This window comes from Flavobacterium sp. IC2-16 (assembly GCF_055521455.1).
Map to the genome: position 1 here is coordinate 878,126 of NZ_CM145480.1, position 24,794 is coordinate 902,919.

A 24,794-nucleotide genomic window follows, 5' to 3' on the forward strand; every position below is an offset into this window, starting at 1 on the left:
TTCTAAATTCTAAATTCTAAATTCTAAATTCTAAATTCTAAATTCTAAATTCTAAATTTAAAAATTATGTCAACAACAAAATGGGCAATAGACCCAACACATTCAACAGTAGGTTTCAAAGTAAAACACATGATGTTTACTAATGTATCAGGAAAATTTGAAAATTACGATGCAACCATTGTAACCGAAGGTGATGATTTCACCAAAGCCAACATCGAATTTTCGGCAGATATCAACTCCATCGACACTAGAAATGCAGACCGAGACAATCACTTAAAAAGTGCCGATTTTTTCGATGCTGAAAATCATCCAAAAATGACCTTCAAAGCGTCATCATTCACAAAAGTAGATGATGAGAACTACGAAATTGCTGGCGATTTAAGCATGCGTGGTGTAACCAAATTTGTAAAACTACCGGCAGAATTCAGCGGCCTAATGACCGATCCTTGGGGAAACACTAAAGCAGGGTTAAACATTTCCGGAAAAATCAATCGTAAAGATTGGGGATTAAATTGGAATTCTGTTCTAGAAACCGGTGGTGTTTTAGTTAGTGAAGATGTAAAATTAGATATCGAATTACAACTTATCAAACAATAAATTCAATCTTATTAATTGTACAGCCTGTATGCTCTTTTTTGAGATACAGGCTTTTTTTATTTCATCCAAAAAACTAGGGCGATAGACTATATTTATAGGCGCAAACTAATACTCAAAAACAACACAATAATTGAGGGTAAAAAAATAAAAAATCTAAGGCTTAATCATTTGAATGTTAGCCATACAATCCCTACTTTTGCACCTTTAAAAACAACAACACAATGAATACTACAAAAACTATCCAATCAGCCCTTATTTCTGTATTTGACAAAACAGGTTTAGAACCTATTGTAAAAAAACTACATCAACACAATGTAACCATCTATTCTACAGGTGGAACCGAAGAATTTATTAAAAGTTTCGGTATTCCGGTTGTAGCAGTAGAAGATGTTACTTCTTATCCTTCCATTTTAGGCGGCCGTGTAAAAACGTTACATCCTAAAATTTTTGGTGGTATCTTGAATCGTCAAGATCATGAAGGTGATGTAGCGCAAATGGAAGAATATCAGATTCCTCAAATTGATTTGGTTATTGTAGACTTATACCCTTTTGAAAAAACAGTAGCATCGGGTGCAAGTGAAGCAGATATTATTGAGAAAATAGATATCGGCGGTATTTCACTAATCAGAGCGGCTGCTAAAAACTTTAAAGACACGGTTATTGTTCCTTCTGTTAACGAATACGCACTTTTCCTAGAAATGATTACTAACGGAAATGGTGCTACAACTTTAGAAGAAAGAAAAATATTGGCCACCAAAGCCTTTCATGTTTCTTCACATTATGACGGAGCAATTTTCAACTATTTCAATACAGATGAAACGGTTTACAAAGCAAGTATTTCGGAAGGTCAGATTTTACGTTATGGTGAAAATCCACACCAAAAAGGATTTTTCTTTGGAGAATTCGACAAAATGTTTACCAAATTACACGGCAAAGAACTATCATACAACAACCTTTTAGATGTTGATGCAGCTGTGAACCTAATTGGTGAATTTAAAAATGACAACCCTACGTTTGCTATTTTAAAACACAACAATGCTTGTGGATTAGCTACAAGAAGCACCGTTAAAGAAGCGTATTTAGATGCTTTGGCAGGCGACCCAACTTCTGCTTTTGGTGGTGTTTTAATTTCAAATGCTAAAATTGACGAAGCTGCAGCTGAAGAAATTAATAAATTATTTTGCGAAGTTGTTATTGCCCCAGCTTATGACGAAAAGGCAATTGCAATACTAGAAGAAAAGAAAAATAGAATTATCCTGATTCAAAACGAGGTAGAATTACCTACAAAACAAGTTAGAACATGTCTTAACGGATTGTTAATTCAGGAAAAAGATAATATTACAGACAATAAAGACCATTTAAAAGTCGTTACCACTACAGCTCCAACTGCTCAGGAAATTGATGACTTATTATTTGCATCCAAAATCTGTAAGCACACAAAATCGAACACAATCGTTTTTGCTAAAAAAGGACAGCTTTATGCATCAGGAACAGGTCAAACCTCACGTGTTGATGCACTACGTCAAGCTGTTGACAAAGCAAAAGCATTTAATTTCGATTTAAATGGAGCCGTTATGGCAAGTGATGCTTTCTTCCCTTTCCCGGATTGTGTGGAGCTGGCAAAACAAGCAGGAATTACCGCAGTTATTCAGCCAGGTGGTTCTATAAAAGACGAATTAAGTATAAATTATTGTAATGAAAATAAAGTTTCTATGGTATTTACAGGAATTAGACATTTTAAACATTAATTTTACTACTTTTGTAAGCTAACATTTTATAAACGAATAAAACCCCTTTATAAAGTATGGGATTTTTTGATTTCATGACCGAGGACATCGCAATTGACCTTGGAACCGCTAATACCTTAATCATTCACAACGATAAAGTTGTCATTGACAGTCCTTCTATTGTAGCACGCGATAGAATTACTGGAAAAATTATTGCTGTAGGGCGAGAAGCCAATATGATGCAAGGGAAAACCCATGAAAACATTAAAACCATTCGTCCGCTAAAAGACGGCGTTATTGCTGATTTCGATGCATCGGAAAAAATGATCAGCATGTTTATAAAAAGTATTCCTGCGTTAAAGAAAAAAATGTTTACACCTGCGCTTCGAATGGTGGTTTGTATCCCTTCTGGAATTACTGAAGTGGAAATGCGTGCCGTTAAAGAATCTTGTGAACGTGTAAACGGAAAAGAAGTATATCTAATCCACGAACCGATGGCTGCGGCTATCGGTATCGGGGTAGACATTATGCAACCGAAAGGAAACATGATTGTTGATATTGGTGGTGGAACAACCGAGATTGCTGTAATTGCATTGGGTGGTATCGTATGTGACAAATCGGTTAAAATTGCTGGTGACGTTTTCACAAACGATATTATTTATTACATGAGAACACAGCACAACCTTTTCGTTGGAGAAACTACCGCTGAAAAAATTAAAATTGCTATTGGTGCTGCTACTGAAGATTTAGACACACCGCCGGATGAAATGGAAGTACAAGGTCGTGACTTGTTAACGGGTAAACCAAAACAGGTTAATGTATCGTACCGAGAAATCGCCAAAGCATTAGACAAATCTATTCAACGTATTGAAGATGCGGTAATGGAAACCCTTTCGCAAACACCTCCAGAATTAGCAGCAGATATCTACAACACAGGTATCTATTTAGCAGGAGGAGGATCGATGCTTCGTGGTTTGGACAAACGAATTTCTCAAAAAACCGATTTACCGGTTTACATTGCAGAAGATCCTTTACGAGCAGTTGTACGCGGAACCGGAATGGCATTAAAAAACATACAAAAATTCAGAAGTATCCTTATCAAATAACGAAATAGTTCATGCAGCAAATAATTAATTTTATATTTAAAAACAGCCTTAGATTGCTGTTTTTGCTGCTTTTAATCACCTCGTTGTCGTTAACGATTCAATCGCATTCCTACCATCGTAGCCAATTCATTAGTTCGGCAAACGAAGTTAGCGGCGGTGTGTACCAACGAATCAATAACGTTAAGGAATATTTCAATTTGCGCTCTCAAAATGACAATCTAGCCAAAGAGAACGCGTACTTAAAACAATTGCTTTTCAATAAACCGGACACAGTTATCGCTTCTACCGAGCTTATACCTCCTGGTTATGAAGACATTAAAGTTATCCAATCTAAAGTCATCAACAACTCTTTCAACGTTCACGAAAACTATTTAACCATTAATAGTGGTTCTAAAGATGGTGTTAAAGTAGATATGGGCGTGGTAAACAGTTTGGGAATTGTTGGAATCGTTGAAAAAGTTTCTAAAAATTTCGCAACTGTTCAGAGTGTTTTGAATCTGAAATCGCAAATAAACGCTAAGATTAAAAAATCAAATCATTTCGGGACATTACGCTGGGATGGTAAAAATGTTGGGTATGCTCAATTAATTGACGTTCCTAGGCTAGCTAGTGTTCGAAAAGGCGACACCATCGTTACCGGTGGGCGTTCGGTTATTTTCCCGGAAAATATTCCTATAGGAAAAATCGACCGTATTTATATCGACAAAGTAACCAACTACTACACCATTAATGTACGATTGTTTAATGACATGACTAATTTAGGTCATGTGTACATTATTGAAAATGTAAAAAGAAAAGAGGTTATAGAATTAGAAAACGAAACCAAACCCGATGAATAGTACATTGCTGATAAATATTTTTCGGTTTATAATTTTTCTTGCCCTTCAAATTGTGGTTTTCAACAACATCAATTTTCTAGGGTACATCAATCCGTTGCCATATATTTTATTTATTCTATTATACCCTATCAACGGGAACAAAGCCGGACTTTTGTTCGTTAGTTTTCTATTAGGATTAATTGTTGACATTTTTGCCAATTCAGGAGGCGTTAATGCTACCGCATGTTTAATCCTCGCTTACATCAGACCCTCTATTTTCCGTTTTTCATTCGGAATTAGCTACGAATATCAAACCGTTAAAATTGCAGACAAACTCACACCTGAGCGGTTTTCATTTTTACTTATTGCAATTTTAACACATCATTTTATACTCTTTTCACTTGAAATCTTCAGATTTAATTTCTTTTGGGAAATATTATTGCGAACTTTACTAACAACAATTTTTACTTTAATTCTTAGTATAATAACGCTTTATCTGATTAAGCCAAGTAAACGATGAGAAAACTCCTTTTACCCGCTTTAATAATTGGTGCCGCTATTTTAATAGTAGCCCGCCTTTTCTATTTGCAAATCTTAGACGATTCGTATATTAAGAAGTCGGACAATAATGCTATTAAAATTGTATACGATTATCCGGAACGTGGCTATATATACGACCGAAATGGAGAACTATTGGTGGCCAATCAACCATCATATGATATCATGGTGATTCCTAAAGAAATTAAAGATTTAGATACCCTTGAGTTTTGCCAAATTCTAGATATCACCAAAGAAGAATTCAATAAAAAAATTGAAAAAGCCAAAGTCTATAGTCCAAGATTACCTTCAGTTTTTCTACCTCAGTTAAACAAAGTAGAATACGCGGCTTTTCAGGAAAAAATTAGAAAATATTCAGGATTTTATATTCAAAAACGTTCGTTACGCGACTATCAAGTTGAAGTAGCCGCAAATGTTTTTGGTTATATCACGCAAGTTAACGATGCCATCATCAAGAAGAAACCGTATTATAAAAGCGGTGATTTAATTGGGATGCAAGGGGTTGAACAAACCTATGAGGAAATTTTACGTGGAACTAAAGGTGTAAAATACCGTCAGCGTGATCGATTCAACAAAGATATTGGTTCCTACAAAGAAGGAAAGTACGATACCATTGCGGTACAAGGTAGTGACATCACCTTAACAATCGATATAGAGCTCCAAAAATATGGCGAGCTGTTAATGAAAAATAAACGAGGTGGTATTGTTGCTATCGAGCCTGAAACCGGTGAAATTTTAGCATTGGTTACTGCTCCATCCTATGACCCTGCGTTATTGGTTGGTCGTGAGCGTTCTAAAAACTACACGGCACTTTACAACGATTCGATTGCTATGCCACTATTCGATCGCGGATTATTAGCTGAGTATCCTCCGGGTTCCCCTTTTAAAATTCTTACTGCTCTGGTAGGATTACAAGAAGGCGTTATTGACGAACACACTCAATTTGGCTGTCGAGGCGGATTTTCATACGGAAGAGGCTCCTTCATGAAATGTCACTGTGGTGGTGGCATGCGCGATTTAAATATCGGAATTTACAAATCTTGTAATGCGTATTTTGGAAATGTTTTCAAATTAACAATTGACAAATACAATAAACCTAGATTTGGTGTTAATGCTTGGAGTGATCACTTGTTTAGCTTTGGACTTGGCAATTTCATGGGTTATGATTTACCCCCAGGGCGAAAAGGACATATTCCTACTTCAAAATATTACGACAGATGGTACCCCAATGGTGGCTGGAGAAGTACTACAATTATTTCAAACTCTATTGGTCAAGGTGAAATATTAATGACCCCAATGCAATTGGCAAACATGATGGCTACTATTGCAAATCAGGGCTATTTTTACACGCCCCATGTAATCAAAAAAATTAAAAACCAGCAAATCGATAAAAAGTTCACCACAAAACACACTACTACAGTTGACAAACAATACTTCAAGCCTGTAATTAATGGTTTGTTTGATGTGTATAACTTTGGTACTGCCAGCGCATTACGTGTTGAAGGAATTGAAATATGTGGAAAAACAGGTACAGCCGAAAACTTCACAAAAATTAATGGCAAAAGAGTTCAGTTAACCGACCACTCGGTATTTGTGGCTTTTGCACCGAGAGAAAATCCAAAAATTGCAATTGCTGTTTTAGTTGAAAACGGGTATTGGGGTTCAAGATGGGCTGGTCCAATTGCCAGTTTAATGATTGAAAAATATATCAAACGCGATACAATTACCCGTAAAGATCTTGAAAAACGAATGCTTGAAGGCAGTTTAAAATACGAGTACGACAAAGTAACAAGTGGACAACCTTTCAGTATCAATCGATAATTAAAATGAAGAACCAAAGCGTAATAAGTAACATCGACTGGCTTACAGTAATTCTCTATATCACATTAGTGATTATGGGATGGATGAATATTTATTCTGCATCACTTCCGTTAGAAGAAACTTCAATTTTCGACATCAGTCAAACCTACGGAAGACAAATGTTGTTTATCTTCCTAACGATTCCGTTGATTTTTATAATCTTATCAATGGATGCAAAGATTTTCGAAAAGTACTCTACGGTCTTTTACATTATTGGCATATTTTCATTACTGGGCCTTTTTGCTTTTGGAAAAACCATTAAAGGACAAACCAACTGGTACCAATTTGGTGGATTTGGTTTTCAGCCTTCCGAGTTCGTTAAAACAGCCACAGCGCTCCTATTAGCAAAATTTGTCAGCGACTCGCAAATTAATTTAAAAACATTCAAACATCAACTGTTAGCTTTAGCAGTTTTTTGTTTCCCTGTATTGCTTATCATGATGCAACCCGATGCAGGAAGTGCCATGATATTTCTTTCATTGATATTTGTTCTTTACCGCGAAGGATTCCCGAGTTGGTATATATGGTCTGGCTTTATTGGTATTGCTTTATTTATTTTGGCGTTAATCGTAAAACCAATATTCCTGATTGGTTTTGTAGCCTTAATCATGATTATCCATTTCATTTTAAACACAAGAATAACACGTAATCCAATTATTTACGGGATACTGTTCGTGGTTATTTCCGGAATGGTTTTATCTGTAGATTATGTTTACGAAAATGTACTTGAGCCACATCAAAAAGATCGTATCAATGTTTTATTGGGGGATGATGTGGATATGAAAAAAGAAGGTTACAACCTAAACCAATCTATGATTGCCATTGGTTCCGGAAGCTGGCTTGGAAAAGGCTATTTAGAAGGAACACAAACCAAAGGAGGCTTTGTACCGGAACAACATACCGATTATATTTTTACCACAGTAGGTGAAGAATGGGGTTTTGTAGGTGCAACAGTAGTAATTTTACTTTTTGTATTGTTGTTCTTACGATTGATTCATTTAGCCGAACATCAAAAAACGAGATTTAGTCGGGTTTATGGCTACTGTGTAGTTGCCTATTTATTCATGCACTTTTTCGTAAATATTGCCATGCTTATTAAGTTGTTCCCAACCGTTGGAGTGCCTTTGCCTTTCTTTTCGTATGGTGGATCAAGTTTATGGGCCTTTACCATTTTACTATTCGTATTCATCAAAATGGATGCGAACAAAGTAAATGAATGGTAATTAGAAACTCCAGGTTTTATAATCGTTAGACTTTTCCAACTGTGCTTCTTGACCATCCTGCAATTTTGGAAAAAAATCAATTCCCGTCATTTTCTCGATCGTATCAACATCCACTACAAAATCATACAATGGGTTCTCACTATCTTTACTAGGCACCAAAAAACCAATCATTTTTTTACCATCACGAGTCATTAAGACTTTATAAAAATAATTTGGAACCGCAACGTGTTCTTTACCAATGGTTTTCAGGTTTTCATTTAAAACGCCGCCAGTAACAACATATAAACCGTTGTATTTTTTACTCCAATAACGTACTTTTTGCTCTAAACGATTCCAAACACCTTCATTAAAATCGTGACGTTGTGGTGAAATATTAGAGGTATAAAATGTTTCTTTGTAGGCATCGAAGTTGTTTTTTCGATCTGCTGCCGGACACAAATGCCCTTTATCATACCCTGAGTTTTTATAGTTACGCCAATCGGCAGAATGCGATGGAACTTTAGGATCTTCAATAAAGAAAGGACGTTCATAATCTCTATTGGAAAAATCATGAGAATCTAATTGATATGCAACCCACTCTGCCTGCTCGTATTCTTCAACATACGATAGCGCATAACTTTCGTGCTTAACAATTACTCCTGTAGTTGATGTTGGATAATAATCGAAGTTAGCACCTAAAACTGTATTTTGAGATACGGGTTCGGCTTTTTCTTCAAATTTATCTATAGTTGGAGTCGGCTCATTCTTCACCTCTTCCTTACAACCAACAAGTAAAAGCGTTAAAATTCCAAAAAATACAACTACACTATTTCTATACCTATTTCCCATTTGTGGCGCGATATTTGTTAATTTTGTAAATATACTATTTCAAATCAAGTTAATTAAAATTGTAAAGTATGAAATCGAAATTAATAATTGCAATGATTGCTTTTTGTGGCATTCAAAGTGGAATTGCCCAAGAAGTTGTAAAAGATTCATTAGTTAACGCTGTAGCTGCAGAAAAAGTAGCAGCCGAAGAAAAAGCAAAACAAATGGAAATTGAAAAGCAACGTATTAAAAATCTAAAAGAAGCAGAAAAAGAAAGAAAAGAAGTAGAACGCGAAAAAGAAAAGGCTGAACGCGAAAAAGAAAAGGCTGAAAGAGAAAAAGAAAAAGCTGAAAAAGAGCGCAAAAAAATGGAAAAAGAGCTGAAAAAAGCTGAAAAAGAACGCGCCAGATATGAAAAAGCCACCAAAAATGTTGAGAAAGCAAAAGATCGTTTAGAAGACAACAAAAAGGAACTAAACAAAGAACAAGAAAGGTTTGACAAGCAAATGCGAAAAGGTAAATTAGACGCCGAAAAAGAACTAAAAGCACGAGAAAAACTTTTAAAACTTGCCAACAAACAAAAAGAACTTCAGTTGGATTTAGAAAAAGCTCAAATGAAATTACAGAAGTTAAATTAATAAAAAAGCCATTCAAATGAATGGCTTTTTTATATCTAACAAGTAGCTTATTGTGCTTCTACTAATTTTCCTTTTTTATCTTTCAATGTGATAGCGCCTTTTTTAAATACTGGAGCTGATTTCATATCGGATAGAATATTTAATGCTTCTTCAATATAAATATCTTTAGCTAAACTTTCATGCCATCTCTCACGTTTTTGCGCTAAAACAGTATCGCTTTTAAACACCGCTTCTTCATATGGCAACGATTCAAACTTCAGATTGTTTTTATATTCTGAAATTCCTTTGAATTGTTTCGCGGCGGCGGCTACAGCATCTTCATCCGCTTTAAATTTCTTAAAATTCAAGTTAAACGTATAAACATCTTTACGCTCGTTAATCCATTTTGCATTCTCATCAATTAACTTAAATGTTGGATTTTGAGCCATACGTTCTTTACTTTTTTCAATAACATCGGAAAAACTTGCTGTTTTAGAAACTTTGTAACTTGCTTCATCAATTTTATCCCAAGGCATTGCATTGTCAATATCACGCTCACCCATATCGATATACGAATAACGATCTGGCATAACAATATCACTTAAAACACCTTCACGTTGCGTTGACCCACCGTTAATACGATAGAATTTTTGGGTTGTAGTTTTTAAAGCTCCAAGATCACCAAAAGAACTATTGCGTACAAATTGGTTTAAATCGATTACATTTTGAACTGTACCTTTTCCATAACTGTGTTTACTTCCAATAACAATACCACGCTTGTAATCTTGAATAGCTGCCGCGAAAATTTCTGAAGCCGATGCCGAAAAGTTATTAATCATAACTACAAGTGGTCCATCCCATTGTACTCTAGAATCTTTATCGTACAATACTTCTTTTCTTTTTCCAGACGATTTGATTTGAACCACCGGACCGTCTTCAATAAACAATCCTACCATATCAACAACCGTTTGCAATGAACCTCCGCCATTATCGCGTAAATCCATAACAATACCTTCTACTCCTTCAGCTTTTAAACGTTCAATTTCTTTAGCAACATCTTTAAAAGCATCGCGATTGTCTTTGTTTTCGAAGTTTATATAAAATTTAGGCAAATAAATTACACCATATTTTTTATCTCCTTCTTTAACCACAGTAGATTTTGCATAGGTTTCTTCCAACTCAACTACTTCACGAACAATAGAAATAATTTTAATAGTTCCATCAACTTTTTTAACGGTCAAACGAACTTCGGTACCTTTTTTACCTTTAATTTTTTTCACCACATCATCCAAGCGCATACCCACTACATCAACCGGTTCGCTATCGCCTTGTGCTACTTTTAAAATCAAATCGCCTTGTTCCAATTGTTTTCCTCTCCAAGCCGGACCACCAGGAATTAATTCAGACACTTCGGTAATATCGTTTTTCTTTTGAAGACGCGCTCCAATACCTTCAAGCGTTCCGCTCATACTGATATCGAATTTGTCTTTTTCTTCAGGAGCAAAATAGAATGTATGCGGATCAAAACGCTCTACAATCGAATTGATATAAATTGAAAACCAATCGTTACGATCTAACTCTTGAACAAAATCAAAATATTCATTCAACGATTTTAAAGTCGTTTCACGTGAATCTTTTTCTAAGTCTGTCAATGTTTTTTCTTTATAAGAAGCGTCGTTTTTCTTTTTGTCTTCTTCTAACTTTAATTTATCGGTAATAGACGATAAAATTGTAAGTTTAAGTTGCTTTTCCCAACGATTTTTTAATTCTGCCTTATTTTTAGAAAACGGCATTTTATCGTAATCGGTATTGATGGTTTCGTCTTTATTTAAGTCAAACGGAGATGATAAAATTTCTTTATAAATTTTACGTGACTCACCAATACGCTCGTTTAGACGATTATACGTTAATTCAAAGAATCGCAAATCTTTATTTTTGATCATATCATCAATTTGCAATTCATATTTCTTGAATTCGTCTATATCCGACTGAATAAAATAACGTCTAGAAGGATCTAGCGCATTAATATACTCTTTGAATACACTTTTGGAAAACGTATCATCCATAGCTACTGGATCATAGTGCCCTTTTTCCAACACAAAAGTTAAAAGCTCCAATAAAAGTCGATCTTTTTCCGGATCTTCTTTTTTGTGAGGCATAAAACTCCAAAGCATTGCCGATAAAACAGTTACCAGCAAAACAATTTTATAATTTCTCTTCATAAATCGCCAAAAAGTATTCATTAAGTATTTTTCACTAAATTACATAAAAAAGCAAGCGGCTTTCTTAATGTTCCAATAATTTTTTGTTAAAGATTTCTTATCTTCAACTCCATCATCAATACAAAAATTGTACCAACTTCCATTTAGAAAATGTGTACTTTAGCGAATGTAAACAATTGTTCGATACATGAAGAAAAAACCTTTAATTTTAGTTACCAACGACGACAGTATAGTGGCGCCTGGTATTCGTGCTTTAATTGAAGTTATGAAAGAATTGGGCGATGTGGTGGTGGTTGCTCCAAACAGTCCGCAATCGGCTATGGGACATGCCATTACCATTAACAGCACCCTTCACCTCGAGAAAGTAAACATCGATTCGGAACTTGAAAACGAATTCAGTTGTTCCGGCACTCCGGTAGATTGCGTCAAGATTGCTGTTAATGAAATTTTAAAGCAAAAACCAGACTTGTGTGTATCAGGCATCAATCACGGTTCTAATTCATCTATAAATGTTATTTATTCCGGAACAATGTCGGCCGCTGTAGAAGCAGGTATTGAAGGTATACCCGCAATTGGTTTTTCATTATTAGATTATAGCTGGAATGCCAATTTTGAAAATGCCAAATCGTACGTTAAAAAGATTGCTACCCAAGTTTTAGAAAACGGCTTACCCAATGGAGTTATTTTAAATGTAAATATCCCAAAAAACAACATTAACGGAATTAAAATTTGCCGACAAGCACACGCTATTTGGGAAGAACGATTTGATAAGCGAACCAATCCCCAAGGAAAAGAATATTATTGGCTTACCGGAGAATTTGTTAATTTAGACCATGGAGAAGACACTGACGAATGGGCATTAAAGAACAATTACATTTCTATAGTTCCTGTTCAATTTGATTTAACCGCTCATCATGCCATTCAACATTTAAACCGTTGGGACTTAAAATAAAGTATTAGAAAAATATGAAAAAAACCGACTTATTAATTGGATTCATAATCGGACTTGCCGCTGCAACATTAGGTTGTGCCATATTTGTTTATTTTTTTACAGAAGCACGCTCCATCAGCGACTTACAACTTGTTAGACAACAAGGTTATATGGGAAAATTAATTACTTTAGGCGCAATATTTAACCTGATTTCGTTTTTCATTTTATTGAAATACAATAAAGAATTAATGGCACGTGGCGTTATTCTGGCTACTATTCTTTTAGCAGTATTAACGGTAATTTTATAAGCATGAAATATTACATTATCGCAGGAGAAGCCTCTGGAGATTTACACGGTTCGAATGTAATGAAGCAAATTTTAGAGCTGGATCCTAATGCCGATATTCGGTTTTGGGGAGGTGATTTAATGGCTCAAACCGGCGGAACTCTGGTAAAACATTATCGCGATTTAGCTTTTATGGGCTTTGCAGAAGTTGTTATGAATTTAAAAACCATCTTAAACAACATAAAATTTTGCAAATCAGATATTTTAAAATTCAATCCCGATGTTATCATTTACATCGACTATCCGGGCTTCAATATGCGAATTGCCAAATGGGCCAAGAAAATCGGCATAAAAAACCTCTATTATATTTCTCCTCAAATTTGGGCATGGAAAGAAAACCGAATTAAAGCCATAAAACGTGATATCGACAAAATGTATGTAATACTTCCGTTCGAGAAAGACTTTTATGAGAAAAAACATAATTTCCCCGTTGAATTTGTTGGTCATCCTTTAATTGATGCGATACACAACAGACCTCAAACTGATGTAGCGCAATTTAAAAAAGAGAATCAACTTGATGAACGACCTGTTATAGCCCTTTTACCGGGTAGCCGAAAACAAGAAATTTCTAAAATGCTTACGGAAATGCTTTCTGTTGTTCGTGATTTTCCGAACTATCAATTTGTTATTGCAGGTGCACCCAGCCAAGATTATTCTTTTTACGAACAATTTTTAACAACTGACCAAGTTCGATTTATTTCAAACAGAACCTACGATTTGTTAAGTATTTCATACGCTGCATTGGTAACCTCTGGAACGGCAACTTTAGAAACTGCACTATTTAAAGTACCTGAAGTGGTACTCTACAAAGGCAACTGGATATCGTATCAAATAGCCAAACGCGTAATAACATTAAAGTACATTTCGTTGGTAAACCTAATCATGGATAAAGAAGTGGTTACTGAATTAATTCAAGAAGATTGTAACACCAAAAGAATAAAATCGGAACTTGAAAAAATACTAAATCCGGAGCATCGAAAAGTGTTATTACACAATTATGACTTGCTTGAAGAAAAACTTGGAGGCGAAGGTGCTAGCAAAAAAACAGCAACTTTAATCCTTAGTACCCTTTCGTAATTCCTGAATTATTTACTATTTTAGTACAAATCCCTTGAGAATGAAAAAAATTTTTTACGTGTTAAGTTTACTTTTATTGATGGTTTCTTGTAAACCAACATCAAACATTGTAACCTCAAAAGAAGAAGCCATTAGAAAAGGCATATATACATACAACGAGAAAAATTTTAAATCTGAAGTTGCTTTAGCGAAACAAAAAGCCAAAACTTCCAAAAGAATCAGAACAAAGTCTTCCTCAAATCAATTAGGCGAACAAATGGTTGATGAAGCTATGGAATATTTAGGTGTTCGTTATAAAACTGGAGGAACAACACGAGATGGAATGGATTGTTCCGGACTTGTTACTGTAGTTTATAATACTTTTGAAATTGCAGTACCTAGACGATCGACTGATATGGCAAAAATTGGTGAAGTTTTACCGCAAGACGAAATTCAAAAGGGGGATTTAATCTTTTTCAAAACGAATGGAACTGTTGAAATTAATCATGTTGGAATTGTTACAGATGTATCGGACGATGAAATCAAGTTCATTCATTCTTCCACATCCAGTGGTGTGATTATCTCTTCTACAAAAGAATCTTATTATCAAAAAGCTTTTGCACAAGCCAATCGTGTAGTAAATTAATTTTTTGTAGGTTTTTTCTTTTATTTTTACATTTTCTTCTTACTTTCGTAAGTATGAAAGTGACAAAATTCCCTATACTTATTTTTGTTATCCTTTTTTGCTTTGGAATCCTCATTGGCTATATCCTGGAACCAAGCTTAGAATGGATTATAATAAGCCTGTGTAGTAGTCTAATTGTATTTATTGCTTCTTACATAAGCGCTAAAAAACATTTCATTCAAAAAAATTATTTTGGATTCACGACTTTTTTGGTTGTGTTAATCTTAGGAATTTTAAACTACCATCTGCATTCCGACAAAAATCATTCGAGCCATTACACTAACGCGCAATTAACTGAAAACGATTACTGGAGAATTACCATTTCAGAGCGTTTAAAACCCAATGCGTATTCCGAAAATTATTTTGGACTAATTTCAAAACAAAATAGGAAAGCTGTTTTTGGAAAAATCTTAATCCATCTTTCCAAAAAAGACAATCTAAAAAAACTAGACGTTGGACATATCATAGTATGCAACAGCGAATTTCAACCGATTGAAAAGGCGCATAATCCAAACCAATTTGACTACGCGTCATATCAGGAAAAACAAAATGTGTACCATCAAGTTTATTTACACTTAAACAATTATAGGGTAATTGGTCTCGAAAAAAACTTTAACTATCGAATAGATAAATTACGACAAACATTAAGTCGTAGTTTTGATATCCATCATTTTAGCAAGCCCACTACAGCTATAATCAATGCACTACTCTTAGGGCAACGCCAAGAAATCGACAATAACACCAAACAAAACTTCATTAATAGTGGAGTTATTCACATTTTAGCCATTTCGGGTTTACATGTAGCCATTGTATTTTCACTGCTAAATTTTGTTACTAAACCACTAGAGCGCCTTAACAAAGGAAAGTTTATACGTTTACTAATCGCTTTACTTTTTCTGTGGCTATTTGCCTTGCTTAGCGGTTTATCCGGCTCGGTTGTACGTGCCGTTGTTATGTTTAGTTTTATTAGTTTAGGCAAACAATTGAATAAAGAAATTCAGATTTACAACATCCTAGCCCTTTCATTGCTTAGCATACTGCTTTTTGAACCACATTTTTTATTGGATGTAGGCTTTCAACTGAGTTATGCAGCAGTATTTTCAATTGTACTCCTGCAACCGTTGGTTAAAAAATTTAAAACATCTAACAGTTTGGTAAATTACGGAATCGATTTGCTGAGCATTTCCATCATCGCCCAATTAGGTGTTTTACCTGTCAGTTTGTTTTACTTTCATCAATTTCCAAGCTTGTTTTTGCTGGCTAACATAGTTGTAATTCCGTTAACCACCATTATACTTATTCTCGGTTTTTTGGTTTTAATTTTAAATTTTATATATGCTCCTGTAGCGCAAGGTTTCGGTCTGTTGCTTTCCTTTTTTATTGAAGTTATGAATCGGTATGTTGCGTGGATTGCCTCATTTGAAAGTTTCACGTTAAAAAACATTCCTTTTAATGCTCCGCTAATGGTAAGCCTATATGCACTTATTTTATTGGGTATTTATGCACTTTACCAAAAAAGATATAAAAATATAATGTTGTTCATGATAAGTGGTGTCGTTTTCCAATGCCTTATCCTTTTTACAATTTGGAACAATCACAAACAGGAAGAATTGGCTATTCTGAATGCCAAAAAACAATCCCTCATAGCGTTGAAAAACAAGGACACTTTACATTTTTTTACAAGTGACTCTCTTCCTAAATACAACTCAACATTAAACGATTATATCCGCGGGCAATATAACTGCAGTAGTTATTACAAAGAAATTCCGAACCTATTGTATTATAAAAACAATAAAATTCTAATTGTTGATAGTTTGGGAATATATTCGCTTTCTAAAAAACCCGATTTAGTACTGTTGACACATTCACCAAAAATCAATTTACAGCGATTGATTTATACCATGCATCCGAAAGAAATAATTGCCGATGGTTCCAATTACAAATCGTATGTACAACGATGGAAAGAAACTTGTGAAAAAGAAAAAATCCCTTTTCATGCAACTTCAGAAAAGGGATTCTATAAACTAGACTAATATTTTTTACATTTTTTGAAGCTCAGGTATTAGTTCATCCGCGGTACGATATCCAATAAGTGGCGCTTTAACCTCACCTTTGCTATCGAAAACATATACCGAAGGATACCCCTGTACTTGTAAAAACATGGTAAATTGATGCACCGCATTTCTTCCTTTTCGATTTGGATCAAACCCTGGATTAGAGTACGTAACACCTTTATATGACACTTCCGAATTTCCTTCACCGTTAAACTTTACAGCATAATAATTAGCCGATACAAATTCAACGAATTTTGGATCGTGAAAAGTAGTTTTGTCCAACATTTTACATGGTCCACACCAATCGGTATACACATCCATAATGATAGGTTTAGGGGTTTTCTTTTGAAGTTTTAAAGCTTCATCTAGTGTCATCCACTTAATTTCTTTATCCTGAGCGTGAAGCGCTATAGAACCTAACACTAAAACGAACGCTAAAAGTATTTTTTTCATCTTATCCTTTTTTATTGTTTATCAATATTTGATTAGCACCTTCTAACCATTTTTCAGGTCCGCCTGCAACATACCCGGTTCTACCCAATTGTGTAAAGTTGGTTTTTCCATCTTTCTTTTGTGCTGTAACAAACCAAACCGTTGGATATCCTTGAACTTGAAATGCATTTTGCAAACCGTAATTTTGCTGTTGTAATTGCGGATCTAATTGTTTTCTTCTAGGAAAATCCAATTCCACCAAAACCACATTGTCTTTGGCCCATTTAACAAATTCAGGCTTGAAAAAAACCTCATTTTGCAAACGAATACACCAACCACACCAGTCACTTCCAGTAAAGAAAAGCATCATAGGCTTATTTTCTTTTTGAGAAATATCCATCGCTTTATCAATACTTGTATGCCAAGTTAAAGCTCCTTCTTGTGCATTTGCTGCAACAACCGAAAGCATAAAAAACAGAAAAACTGCTATTTTTTTCATAGAATATGTTTTATTTCTAATAACAAAAACAATGCCGAAAATTTATTTTACATCTTGCATTAGTTTGCGAACCAAGGGTGATATTGCAATTAACACAACTCCGGCAACTAAGGCATAAATAGCCAATTGTTCGTAACCGTCAGTATATACTTTTAATTTTTCCAAATTAGTAGAATTTTCGGAAGCTTCGGCAATATTAGCCCCTAATAATCCTGCAAAATATTGCCCGTAAGCACTAGCCAAAAACCACATCCCCATAATAACCGCTTGGGTTTTTTGTGGCGATAATTTTGTCATGGCCGACATTCCTATTGGTGATAAACATAACTCCCCGAATGTAATAACGAACCATCCAAAAGTAAACAAATCCAATGAAGTTTTACCTGTTACATCGGCAAAAAATTGAGTATAATAGAACACGTAGAAACCTCCGGCAAGAAACAAGAATCCCAAACCGAATTTTACAACTGTATTTGGCTCAATTTTACGTTTAGCCATCCATAGCCAAACAATCCCTACCAATGCAGCAAATACAATTACAAATAAAGAATTGGCAGAATTATTAACCCCATTAGGGTCTAATTTAATTCCCAAAACAGTATCATGCAAATTATTTGCAGCGAACAAACTCAACGAACCACCACTTTGTTCAAAGAATGCCCAGAAGAAAATAGAAAAAATAATGAATACGAGAGCCGCTAACAACTTTTTATTTTCTGAAACAGAAAAATTACGCATTTCATAAAGCAAGTATATAACAGAAGCCGGACCGATAATCATCATGAAATAATCCGTATATACTGTATTGGCAACCATCAAAATAATAATAGGTATTATCACCAAAGAACCAATATAGGTTGCTATTTCAAAAGCTTTACGTTTACCAGTTTCTAATTTCGAAAGTGGTGACAGTCCAATTTCACCTAGACTTTTTTGTGTTTGCGTAAATGTTAGCAAACTAATAATCATAACAACAGATGCAAATCCGAAGGCATAATTCCATCTTAGATTTTCAGGAATAAGTGAAGCCCACAAATTACCATTGGCTACCGCAATACAAATATAGCCGCCAATTAAAGCGCCTAAGTTTACCCCTGCATAAAACAGTGAGAAGCCTGCATCTCTTCGAACATCTCCATCTTTATACAACTGCCCAACCATGGAAGAAATATTCGGTTTGAAAAAACCCGTTCCCACAATAGTAAAACTGATTCCGATAAAGAAAAAATGTTTGGGATCTATTGCAAGAATTATACTTCCCACAATCATTAACAACCCACCCCAAAAAAGGGATTTTCGCAAACCTAAAATTTTATCTGCAAATAACCCTCCGATAAAGGTAAATGCATATACCCAAGCTTGGGTAGCTCCATATTGCAAGTTAGCTGTTTTTTCATCCATCATTAGTTGGCTTACCATAAACACCGCCAACATTCCTCGCATACCGTAGAAACTGAAACGTTCCCACATTTCACTAAAAAATAAATACCAAAGTTGTTTTGGATACTTTCCTTTAAAATCTTGAATTTGTTCGATACTTGTCATTTAATTTACTCCTTTTTCTTTCATTACTGCATTCAATCGCTTCAAAATAGAAAGTCCTAATACTGTTGCAAACAACAACAATACAAAGTTCACAATGAAGAAATTTGCTTTATTTTCATAATCATACCACATACTAGCCAACACTCCTGAAAGTTTATTTCCAATGGAAATTGAAAGGAAAAAGCCTCCCATCATTAAAGCTGTTAAACGTGGCGGACTCAATTTTGAAACTATTGAAAGTCCCATTGGAGACAAACATAATTCTCCAATAGTAATCACACCATACGTTCCTACCAACCACAATGGTGATACTTTTACGGCACCATTGCTTCCAAAATAAACCGCAGCCACCATCACCAAACATGAAAGTGCTGAAATAAACAATCCCAAAATAATTTTAGAAGGTGTTGATGGTTCTTTTCCGCGTTTGCGTAACAAAGCGAATACTCCAACCACTAATGGTGTCAGCAAAATAATCCATCCCGGATTAACCGATTGAAACAATTCGGTATTGATTAAAGAAACTTTTTGATCCGGATTAGCTTCTAGTGCTACACGCTGTTCTTTAGAAATATTATTAAAATAAACATCTTTTCCTTGAACTCGAACCGGATTTCCGCTTTCATCTTTAACTGCCTGAAATTGCGCGTCGTATTGTTGTACTTCTTTTGTTTGAAAATCTTTTTGATCAACCAAATAAATGGATTCCAATGCAGATTCGGTAGTACCCGTAACTTGGCGATCTGTATAATAGTTGGCCCAACGTGTAAGTGCAGTTCCATTTTGTTTGAATACTGCCCAAAACAACATTCCGACTGCAAAAATCGCCAATAAAGCCCCTAATGGACGTTTATCTTCTGAGTTTGCTTTTAGATACAAGCGAACATAAAAAACAACTACTGGTACACATGCAAAAATGAAAGCATCGGTTGTATCACTTTTAAAAATATTACCAGGAATCATCCAACCAATAGCACCCGCAATAATTGCAGGCAAAAACACCATTGACAAAATTCGATTTAAACTAATATCTCCTTCTTGTTTTGGCTTCATCACATTGGCATGTTCCAAGTGTTTTCTACCTAAGGTAAAAATAAGCAAGCCTAAAAACATCCCAACACCTGCTGTTATAAACGCCGCACCCCAACCGTATTGGTTACGCATAAATGCAGCAATAATATTACAGATAAAAGCTCCAACGTTAATTCCCATATAGAAAATATTGTAGCCTGCATCTTTATTGGCTTTATAAGGTTCATCAGCGTATAAATTACCTACTAACGTAGACATACTCGGTTTAAAAAATCCATTCCCTACAATTATAAGCGCCATAGACACATAAAACGCAGTAAGATTATGAAATCCTAACCCAATATATCCCAAGCCCATAAGAAATCCGCCGAGATAAATGGCTTTAAAATAACCCAAGAAACGATCGGCTAAGTAACCTCCTAAAAACGGGGTTAAATACGTTAAAGCAATATATGTTCCGAAAATATCATCGGCATTTTTATCGGAAAAAGCCAAGCCACCCGTAGCGGCTGGGTCGATCATGTAAAGCACAAAAATTCCAATGATTAAATAATACCCGAAACGTTCCCACATTTCGGTAAAAAACAAAAACATTAACCCTCTCGGATGCTTATTTCTCATAGTAGCTATATTAAAAAAGTCCCGCCTTAGCGGGACTGAAAGATATAAAAATAATTTGGAATTGAATTAACTGATTCCGTTCATCATTTTTTTCAATTTTGGTGATAACAATGCCAAAATAATAGCTGCAATACCACACAACACAACGAACACCATAAAGAATTCATATAAATTGTGAATTTCGAATCCAGCAAATGAAGTATTTGACATTGGTAACTGTTCTTTTTCAAACAATGCGATTTGCTCTGCAGTTAGAGTAACTTTTTTATCTAAAACCTCCTGTAAATTCACACCAAGTTTTTGAGCTTTCTCAAATTTATCACCAGTTGCCGGTATAATAGCTCCTAGTGATCCCGCCAACGCATAACCTGCAGCATTAGATATAAAGAATACTCCATATAATAACGAAGCAAAACGTTTTGGCGCTAATTTACCAACCAATGATAATCCGATTGGTGATAAACACAATTCTCCTAAAGTTTGGATGAAATATAATAACATTAACCATTTAATGGCTAATAATCCAGAATTCCCTAAATCTTTCACATTGTGTGCTATGATAAAGTAACTCAACGCAATTAATGCAAGACCTATTGCCTGTTTCATTGGCGATACTGGCTCTTTACCTTTTGCTCTTAGTTTATCCCACAACAAACTGAATGGTAATGCCATCATAACTACAAATATTCCATTGAAAATTTGAACCATTGAAGGCGGCATGTTCCAACCAAAGATATTTCTATCGGTTTGATTATCTGCAATGAAAGTTAACGACGAACCTGCTTGTTCAAAAGCGGCCCAGAAGAAAATAATAAAAAAGGATACAATATAAATTACCCAAATTCTTTGTCTTTCTATTTTGTTTTCAGCAGAACTTAAGATTAAGTAGGCCAATGCAATACCTGCCGAATAAATAAACGGATAAATAAGTCCTTTGATTAATTGCCCCATTTCGACAGAAGAAAAACCAAACTCTCCTACCAACAAATAACGGAACACAAAAAACAACATACCAAAAATTACTGTAGCAATTCCAATTGATTTTCCTGAGAAATGAGCTGTTTGCGTTTCACCTTCTTCAAAATCATTACTGTCGTTATGTTTTGGAAGCCCGCCAATTGGACGACCTTCTGGCGTAACTACATATTTATTTTTAAGTATAAAAAACGTAATAGTTCCAATTACCATTGCAATTGAAGCCGCTAAGAATCCCCATTTAAATGCATGAATATCTCTCACCCCTGTAGCAACATCTTTAACATCTCCAACGTATGGGCAAATGAATTGTCCTAAAAATGCTCCAATATTGATTCCCATATAGAAAATGGTAAAAGCAGAATCCAATTTATCTTTATCTTGTTTTGGATACAAACTTCCCACCATGGAAGAAATATTTGGTTTAAAAAATCCGTTACCAAAGATGATAATGAATAAAGCAATCCACATGAATAGTTTTGCTGTTCCAATATTACCATCAAAAGTAGATGCACTTATAAATAACAAGAACTGACCAATAGCCATCAAAGTACCACCCATCATGATACTGTATCGGTTACCGATATATTTATCTGAAATAAATCCTCCTAAAAGTGGTGTTAAATAACACAATGCTAAGAATCCACCATAAATAATGGCTGCATCGGCTTCTTTAATTAATAGTGAATTTACCATAAACAATGTAAGAATCGCTCGCATTCCGTAGAAGTTGAAACGTTCCCACATTTCGGTTCCGAATAGTACCCAAAGTCCTTTCGGGTGTCCTTGTTTAGCTGTAGTTTCGTTCATTTTTAGTTTTAGTTTGATTTAATTTATTATAGTTTCTCTTTAATGAAATTCGTCATTTTAGTGTACAATTGTAAGCGGGTTTTCCCACCATAAATTCCATGATTTTTATCCGGATAAATTGCCCATTCAAATTGCTTGTTGGCTTGAACCAGCGCTTCAATCATTTTCATAGAATTTTGTACATGTACATTATCATCTGCCGTACCATGAATTAAAAGGAAATTCCCTTTCAACTTACTTACATGGTTAATTGGAGAATTGTTATCATATCCACTTGCATTTTCCTGTGGTGTTTGCATATAGCGCTCAGTATAAATACTATCGTAATATCTCCAGCTTGTAACCGGTGCTACAGCAATGGCTGTTTTGAATACATCCGCTCCTTGAAAAATACAGTTTGAAGCCATAAATCCTCCAAAAGACCAGCCAAAGATACCGATTCTAGATTTATCTACATACGAATAATTTCCAAGGACTTTTGCAGCGTCTATTTGATCTTCAACTTCAAATTTTCCTAATTCTTTTTGAGTACATTTTTTGAATTCGGCACCTTTAAAACCAGTACCTCGACCATCTACACAGGCTACAATATAACCTTGTTGCGCCAACATCATAAACCAATAATCATCCGCTCCGTTCCAGTTGTTATCTACTTGCTGAGAGCCTGGACCTGAATATTGATACATAAAAACCGGATATTTTTTAGATGCATCGAAATCTTTTGGTTTAATCATCCAAGCGTTTAATTTATGTCCTTTTTCTGTTGTTAATTCGAAAAACTCCTTAGAAGGCAAATCGTATTTAGCCAATTTAGATTCTAAAGCTTCATTAGAAACGATAGTCTTAATTAATTTTCCAGATTTTGTTTCATGCAAGGTATATTTTGGTGCATTTTTAGCACTTGAAAACGAATTGATGAAATATTGAAAATTCGGACTAAACGTAGCGCCATTAGTTCCTGTTTGTGATGACAAACGTTTTTTAGCACTTCCGTTTAACTTAATACTATATACATCACGATTAATTGAGCCGTTTTCGGTAGATTGAAAATAAACCATTCCTGCTTTTTCATCGAAACCGTAATATGAGGTTACTTCCCATTTTCCTTTGGTAATTTGATTTTTCAGCTTACCGTTTTTGTCGTAATGGTAGATATTATTGAAGCCGTCTTTTTCCGATGTCCAAATAAAACTATTGTCTTTCAAAAAAGTAAGATTATCGGTTACGTCAACATAAGCTTTGTCTTTTTCATTTAAAACGACACGTGTAGCTGCTGAGTTTCCATCAATAAAAAGCAAATCTAAGTTGTCTTGATGACGATTTAAAACCTGTGCGCTCAAGGTATTTGCTTCATTAGTCCACTGAATTCTTGCAATGTAAAAATCGGTATACTTATCCAGATTAACTTTTTGCGTTGCCGCAGTTTTTACATTATAAATGTGCAATGAAACATCCGAGTTTTTTTCACCGGCTTTAGGGTATTTAAAAACTTCTTGAGTTGGATAAAGTCCTTGGTTGTACATATCCATTGAAAATTCAGGAACATTGCTTTCATCAAAACGAATGAAGGCAATTTTGTCTCCGGCAGCATTCCAGTCGAACGCACGAACAAAAGCAAATTCTTCTTCGTACACCCAATCGGTAATTCCGTTAATGATTGCATTTTTCTTTCCATCAGTAGTTATTTGACGGTGTTGTTTGGTTGCAATATCATAAACGAATAAATTATTTTGGTACCCGTAAGCTACTTTCGAACCGTCTGGTGAAAAAGTTGGCTCTTGCACTTTATAATCGGCTAATTTTACCAATGTTTTTGAAGCAATGTCGAAAACGAAATAATCGGCAACAAACGAATGTCTGAAGATCTGATCGGAGTTGTTTGCGATTAAAATTTTCTTTTCGTCTTTACTGAATGTATAACTGTTGATTCCTTCTAATTCTTTATAATTTTTAGAATCGATTAAAGTAGCTACTTTCTCTAAAGTCGCAAAATCATACAAATCTATTTGAGATGATTTAGTAGCCCGGTCATAATTTAATACCGTATACTGATTGGTATTTTTCATAGCCTCCAAAGCAGTCATACCCTGTGTTCTGAAAGCCCCACCCCAAATTTCTTCTAGGTTTATTTTTTGTTGTGCTACTGCAGTTACTGATGTTAGCAATAGCAAAAAGAAACATTTTAAAGTATTTTTCATAAGATTGATGATAAAAAAACCCCCAATTTTAGTGAAAAAAAATCAAATGACCGTAAATTAAATTGTTAAAAGCAA

Annotated in this window: 21 protein-coding genes; 13 read left to right on the top strand and 8 right to left on the bottom strand. The window is 34.8% G+C overall.

Going from position 1 to position 24,794, the window contains the following annotated elements:
* Positions 1 to 66: 66 nt before the first annotated feature.
* From ACZ1JT_RS03945 to rodA, 7 genes are all read left to right on the top strand, one after another.
* Positions 67 to 597: a YceI family protein gene (locus ACZ1JT_RS03945; protein ID WP_465094859.1), complete on the top strand. Its 531-nt coding sequence runs from the start codon at positions 67 to 69 to the stop codon at positions 595 to 597.
* 221 nt (positions 598 to 818) lie between these two features.
* On the top strand, positions 819 to 2,345 hold the full coding sequence (gene purH, locus ACZ1JT_RS03950; RefSeq protein ID WP_465094860.1) for a bifunctional phosphoribosylaminoimidazolecarboxamide formyltransferase/IMP cyclohydrolase: 1,527 nt from the start codon (positions 819 to 821) through the stop codon (positions 2,343 to 2,345).
* 56 nt (positions 2,346 to 2,401) lie between these two features.
* Positions 2,402 to 3,430, top strand: coding sequence for a rod shape-determining protein (locus ACZ1JT_RS03955; RefSeq protein WP_465094861.1), 1,029 nt, complete (start codon positions 2,402 to 2,404; stop codon positions 3,428 to 3,430).
* 11 nt (positions 3,431 to 3,441) lie between these two features.
* Positions 3,442 to 4,269: a rod shape-determining protein MreC gene (gene mreC, locus ACZ1JT_RS03960; protein WP_465094862.1), complete on the top strand. Its 828-nt coding sequence runs from the start codon at positions 3,442 to 3,444 to the stop codon at positions 4,267 to 4,269.
* Positions 4,262 to 4,768 (top strand): rod shape-determining protein MreD, encoded by a 507-nt coding sequence (locus ACZ1JT_RS03965; protein ID WP_465094863.1) that lies wholly within the window; start codon positions 4,262 to 4,264, stop codon positions 4,766 to 4,768. Before mreC ends, ACZ1JT_RS03965 begins: the two co-directional genes overlap by 8 nt.
* Positions 4,765 to 6,627, top strand: coding sequence for a penicillin-binding protein 2 (gene mrdA, locus ACZ1JT_RS03970; RefSeq protein ID WP_465094864.1), 1,863 nt, complete (start codon positions 4,765 to 4,767; stop codon positions 6,625 to 6,627). The genes ACZ1JT_RS03965 and mrdA overlap by 4 nt, the downstream gene beginning before the upstream one ends.
* Before the next feature lie 5 nt (positions 6,628 to 6,632).
* Complete coding sequence (gene rodA / locus ACZ1JT_RS03975; RefSeq protein WP_465094865.1) at positions 6,633 to 7,889, top strand: rod shape-determining protein RodA; 1,257 nt, start codon at positions 6,633 to 6,635, stop codon at positions 7,887 to 7,889.
* Here the strand turns inward: rodA and ACZ1JT_RS03980 are convergent, their stop codons facing one another.
* Positions 7,890 to 8,717 carry a DNA/RNA non-specific endonuclease gene (locus ACZ1JT_RS03980; RefSeq protein ID WP_465094866.1) on the bottom strand — a complete coding sequence of 276 codons (828 nt, stop codon included), beginning with the start codon at positions 8,715 to 8,717 and terminating at the stop codon, positions 7,890 to 7,892.
* A 68-nt stretch (positions 8,718 to 8,785) separates the two neighbouring features.
* Between ACZ1JT_RS03980 and ACZ1JT_RS03985 the strand changes: the two genes are divergently transcribed.
* Positions 8,786 to 9,334, top strand: a complete 549-nt coding sequence (locus ACZ1JT_RS03985) for a hypothetical protein (RefSeq protein ID WP_465094867.1) — start codon at positions 8,786 to 8,788, stop codon at positions 9,332 to 9,334.
* A gap of 47 nt (positions 9,335 to 9,381) precedes the next feature.
* Here the strand turns inward: ACZ1JT_RS03985 and ACZ1JT_RS03990 are convergent, their stop codons facing one another.
* Entirely contained in the window at positions 9,382 to 11,556 is a 2,175-nt protein-coding gene (locus ACZ1JT_RS03990; RefSeq protein ID WP_465094868.1) for a carboxy terminal-processing peptidase, read from the bottom strand.
* A 166-nt stretch (positions 11,557 to 11,722) separates the two neighbouring features.
* Here ACZ1JT_RS03990 and surE point away from each other — a divergent pair, with 166 nt between their 5' ends.
* From surE to ACZ1JT_RS04015, 5 genes are read left to right on the top strand one after another with little or no spacing between them, the layout of a single operon-like run.
* Complete coding sequence (gene surE, locus ACZ1JT_RS03995) at positions 11,723 to 12,487, top strand: 5'/3'-nucleotidase SurE (protein WP_465094869.1); 765 nt, start codon at positions 11,723 to 11,725, stop codon at positions 12,485 to 12,487.
* A gap of 14 nt (positions 12,488 to 12,501) precedes the next feature.
* Positions 12,502 to 12,774, top strand: coding sequence for a hypothetical protein (locus ACZ1JT_RS04000; RefSeq protein WP_465094870.1), 273 nt, complete (start codon positions 12,502 to 12,504; stop codon positions 12,772 to 12,774).
* A gap of 2 nt (positions 12,775 to 12,776) precedes the next feature.
* Positions 12,777 to 13,889, top strand: a complete 1,113-nt coding sequence (lpxB, locus tag ACZ1JT_RS04005; RefSeq protein ID WP_465094871.1) for a lipid-A-disaccharide synthase — start codon at positions 12,777 to 12,779, stop codon at positions 13,887 to 13,889.
* A gap of 40 nt (positions 13,890 to 13,929) precedes the next feature.
* A complete protein-coding gene (locus ACZ1JT_RS04010; protein ID WP_465094872.1) occupies positions 13,930 to 14,514 on the top strand; it encodes a C40 family peptidase in 585 nt (194 codons plus the stop codon).
* Positions 14,515 to 14,567: 53 nt separating this feature from the next.
* Entirely contained in the window at positions 14,568 to 16,586 is a 2,019-nt protein-coding gene (locus ACZ1JT_RS04015; protein WP_465094873.1) for a ComEC/Rec2 family competence protein, read from the top strand.
* Positions 16,587 to 16,592: 6 nt separating this feature from the next.
* Here ACZ1JT_RS04015 and ACZ1JT_RS04020 read toward each other — a convergent pair whose 3' ends face one another.
* The 6 genes from ACZ1JT_RS04020 to ACZ1JT_RS04045 form a co-directional block, all read right to left on the bottom strand.
* A complete protein-coding gene (locus tag ACZ1JT_RS04020) occupies positions 16,593 to 17,060 on the bottom strand; it encodes a thioredoxin family protein (protein WP_465094874.1) in 468 nt (155 codons plus the stop codon).
* Between the two features lies 1 nt (position 17,061).
* Positions 17,062 to 17,538, bottom strand: coding sequence for a thioredoxin family protein (locus ACZ1JT_RS04025; protein WP_465094875.1), 477 nt, complete (start codon positions 17,536 to 17,538; stop codon positions 17,062 to 17,064).
* A 42-nt stretch (positions 17,539 to 17,580) separates the two neighbouring features.
* On the bottom strand, positions 17,581 to 19,083 hold the full coding sequence (locus ACZ1JT_RS04030) for a peptide MFS transporter (RefSeq protein ID WP_465094876.1): 1,503 nt from the start codon (positions 19,081 to 19,083) through the stop codon (positions 17,581 to 17,583).
* Positions 19,084 to 20,736 (bottom strand): peptide MFS transporter, encoded by a 1,653-nt coding sequence (locus ACZ1JT_RS04035; RefSeq protein ID WP_465094877.1) that lies wholly within the window; start codon positions 20,734 to 20,736, stop codon positions 19,084 to 19,086.
* Between the two features lie 66 nt (positions 20,737 to 20,802).
* Complete coding sequence (locus ACZ1JT_RS04040) at positions 20,803 to 22,521, bottom strand: peptide MFS transporter (RefSeq protein WP_465094878.1); 1,719 nt, start codon at positions 22,519 to 22,521, stop codon at positions 20,803 to 20,805.
* Positions 22,522 to 22,547: 26 nt separating this feature from the next.
* A complete protein-coding gene (locus ACZ1JT_RS04045) occupies positions 22,548 to 24,719 on the bottom strand; it encodes a S9 family peptidase (RefSeq protein ID WP_465094879.1) in 2,172 nt (723 codons plus the stop codon).
* Positions 24,720 to 24,794: the final 75 nt, after the last annotated feature.

What these genes read in the sequence shown, in the direction of transcription:
- ACZ1JT_RS04025 (WP_465094875.1), bottom strand. Translation starts at nt 17,538, where the DNA reads ATGAAAAAAATAGCAGTTTTTCTGTTTTTTATGCTTTCGGTTGTTGCA.
- ACZ1JT_RS03990 (WP_465094868.1), bottom strand. Translation starts at nt 11,556, where the DNA reads ATGAATACTTTTTGGCGATTTATGAAGAGAAATTATAAAATTGTTTTG.
- ACZ1JT_RS04035 (WP_465094877.1), bottom strand. Translation starts at nt 20,736, where the DNA reads ATGAGAAATAAGCATCCGAGAGGGTTAATGTTTTTGTTTTTTACCGAA.
- lpxB (WP_465094871.1), top strand. Translation starts at nt 12,777, where the DNA reads ATGAAATATTACATTATCGCAGGAGAAGCCTCTGGAGATTTACACGGT.
- mreC (WP_465094862.1), top strand. Translation starts at nt 3,442, where the DNA reads ATGCAGCAAATAATTAATTTTATATTTAAAAACAGCCTTAGATTGCTG.
- mrdA (WP_465094864.1), top strand. Translation starts at nt 4,765, where the DNA reads ATGAGAAAACTCCTTTTACCCGCTTTAATAATTGGTGCCGCTATTTTA.
- purH (WP_465094860.1), top strand. Translation starts at nt 819, where the DNA reads ATGAATACTACAAAAACTATCCAATCAGCCCTTATTTCTGTATTTGAC.
- ACZ1JT_RS03965 (WP_465094863.1), top strand. Translation starts at nt 4,262, where the DNA reads ATGAATAGTACATTGCTGATAAATATTTTTCGGTTTATAATTTTTCTT.
- ACZ1JT_RS03980 (WP_465094866.1), bottom strand. Translation starts at nt 8,717, where the DNA reads ATGGGAAATAGGTATAGAAATAGTGTAGTTGTATTTTTTGGAATTTTA.
- ACZ1JT_RS04010 (WP_465094872.1), top strand. Translation starts at nt 13,930, where the DNA reads ATGAAAAAAATTTTTTACGTGTTAAGTTTACTTTTATTGATGGTTTCT.
- ACZ1JT_RS04040 (WP_465094878.1), bottom strand. Translation starts at nt 22,521, where the DNA reads ATGAACGAAACTACAGCTAAACAAGGACACCCGAAAGGACTTTGGGTA.
- ACZ1JT_RS04000 (WP_465094870.1), top strand. Translation starts at nt 12,502, where the DNA reads ATGAAAAAAACCGACTTATTAATTGGATTCATAATCGGACTTGCCGCT.
- ACZ1JT_RS03945 (WP_465094859.1), top strand. Translation starts at nt 67, where the DNA reads ATGTCAACAACAAAATGGGCAATAGACCCAACACATTCAACAGTAGGT.
- surE (WP_465094869.1), top strand. Translation starts at nt 11,723, where the DNA reads ATGAAGAAAAAACCTTTAATTTTAGTTACCAACGACGACAGTATAGTG.
- ACZ1JT_RS04020 (WP_465094874.1), bottom strand. Translation starts at nt 17,060, where the DNA reads ATGAAAAAAATACTTTTAGCGTTCGTTTTAGTGTTAGGTTCTATAGCG.
- ACZ1JT_RS04015 (WP_465094873.1), top strand. Translation starts at nt 14,568, where the DNA reads ATGAAAGTGACAAAATTCCCTATACTTATTTTTGTTATCCTTTTTTGC.
- ACZ1JT_RS04045 (WP_465094879.1), bottom strand. Translation starts at nt 24,719, where the DNA reads ATGAAAAATACTTTAAAATGTTTCTTTTTGCTATTGCTAACATCAGTA.
- ACZ1JT_RS04030 (WP_465094876.1), bottom strand. Translation starts at nt 19,083, where the DNA reads ATGACAAGTATCGAACAAATTCAAGATTTTAAAGGAAAGTATCCAAAA.
- ACZ1JT_RS03955 (WP_465094861.1), top strand. Translation starts at nt 2,402, where the DNA reads ATGGGATTTTTTGATTTCATGACCGAGGACATCGCAATTGACCTTGGA.
- rodA (WP_465094865.1), top strand. Translation starts at nt 6,633, where the DNA reads ATGAAGAACCAAAGCGTAATAAGTAACATCGACTGGCTTACAGTAATT.
- ACZ1JT_RS03985 (WP_465094867.1), top strand. Translation starts at nt 8,786, where the DNA reads ATGAAATCGAAATTAATAATTGCAATGATTGCTTTTTGTGGCATTCAA.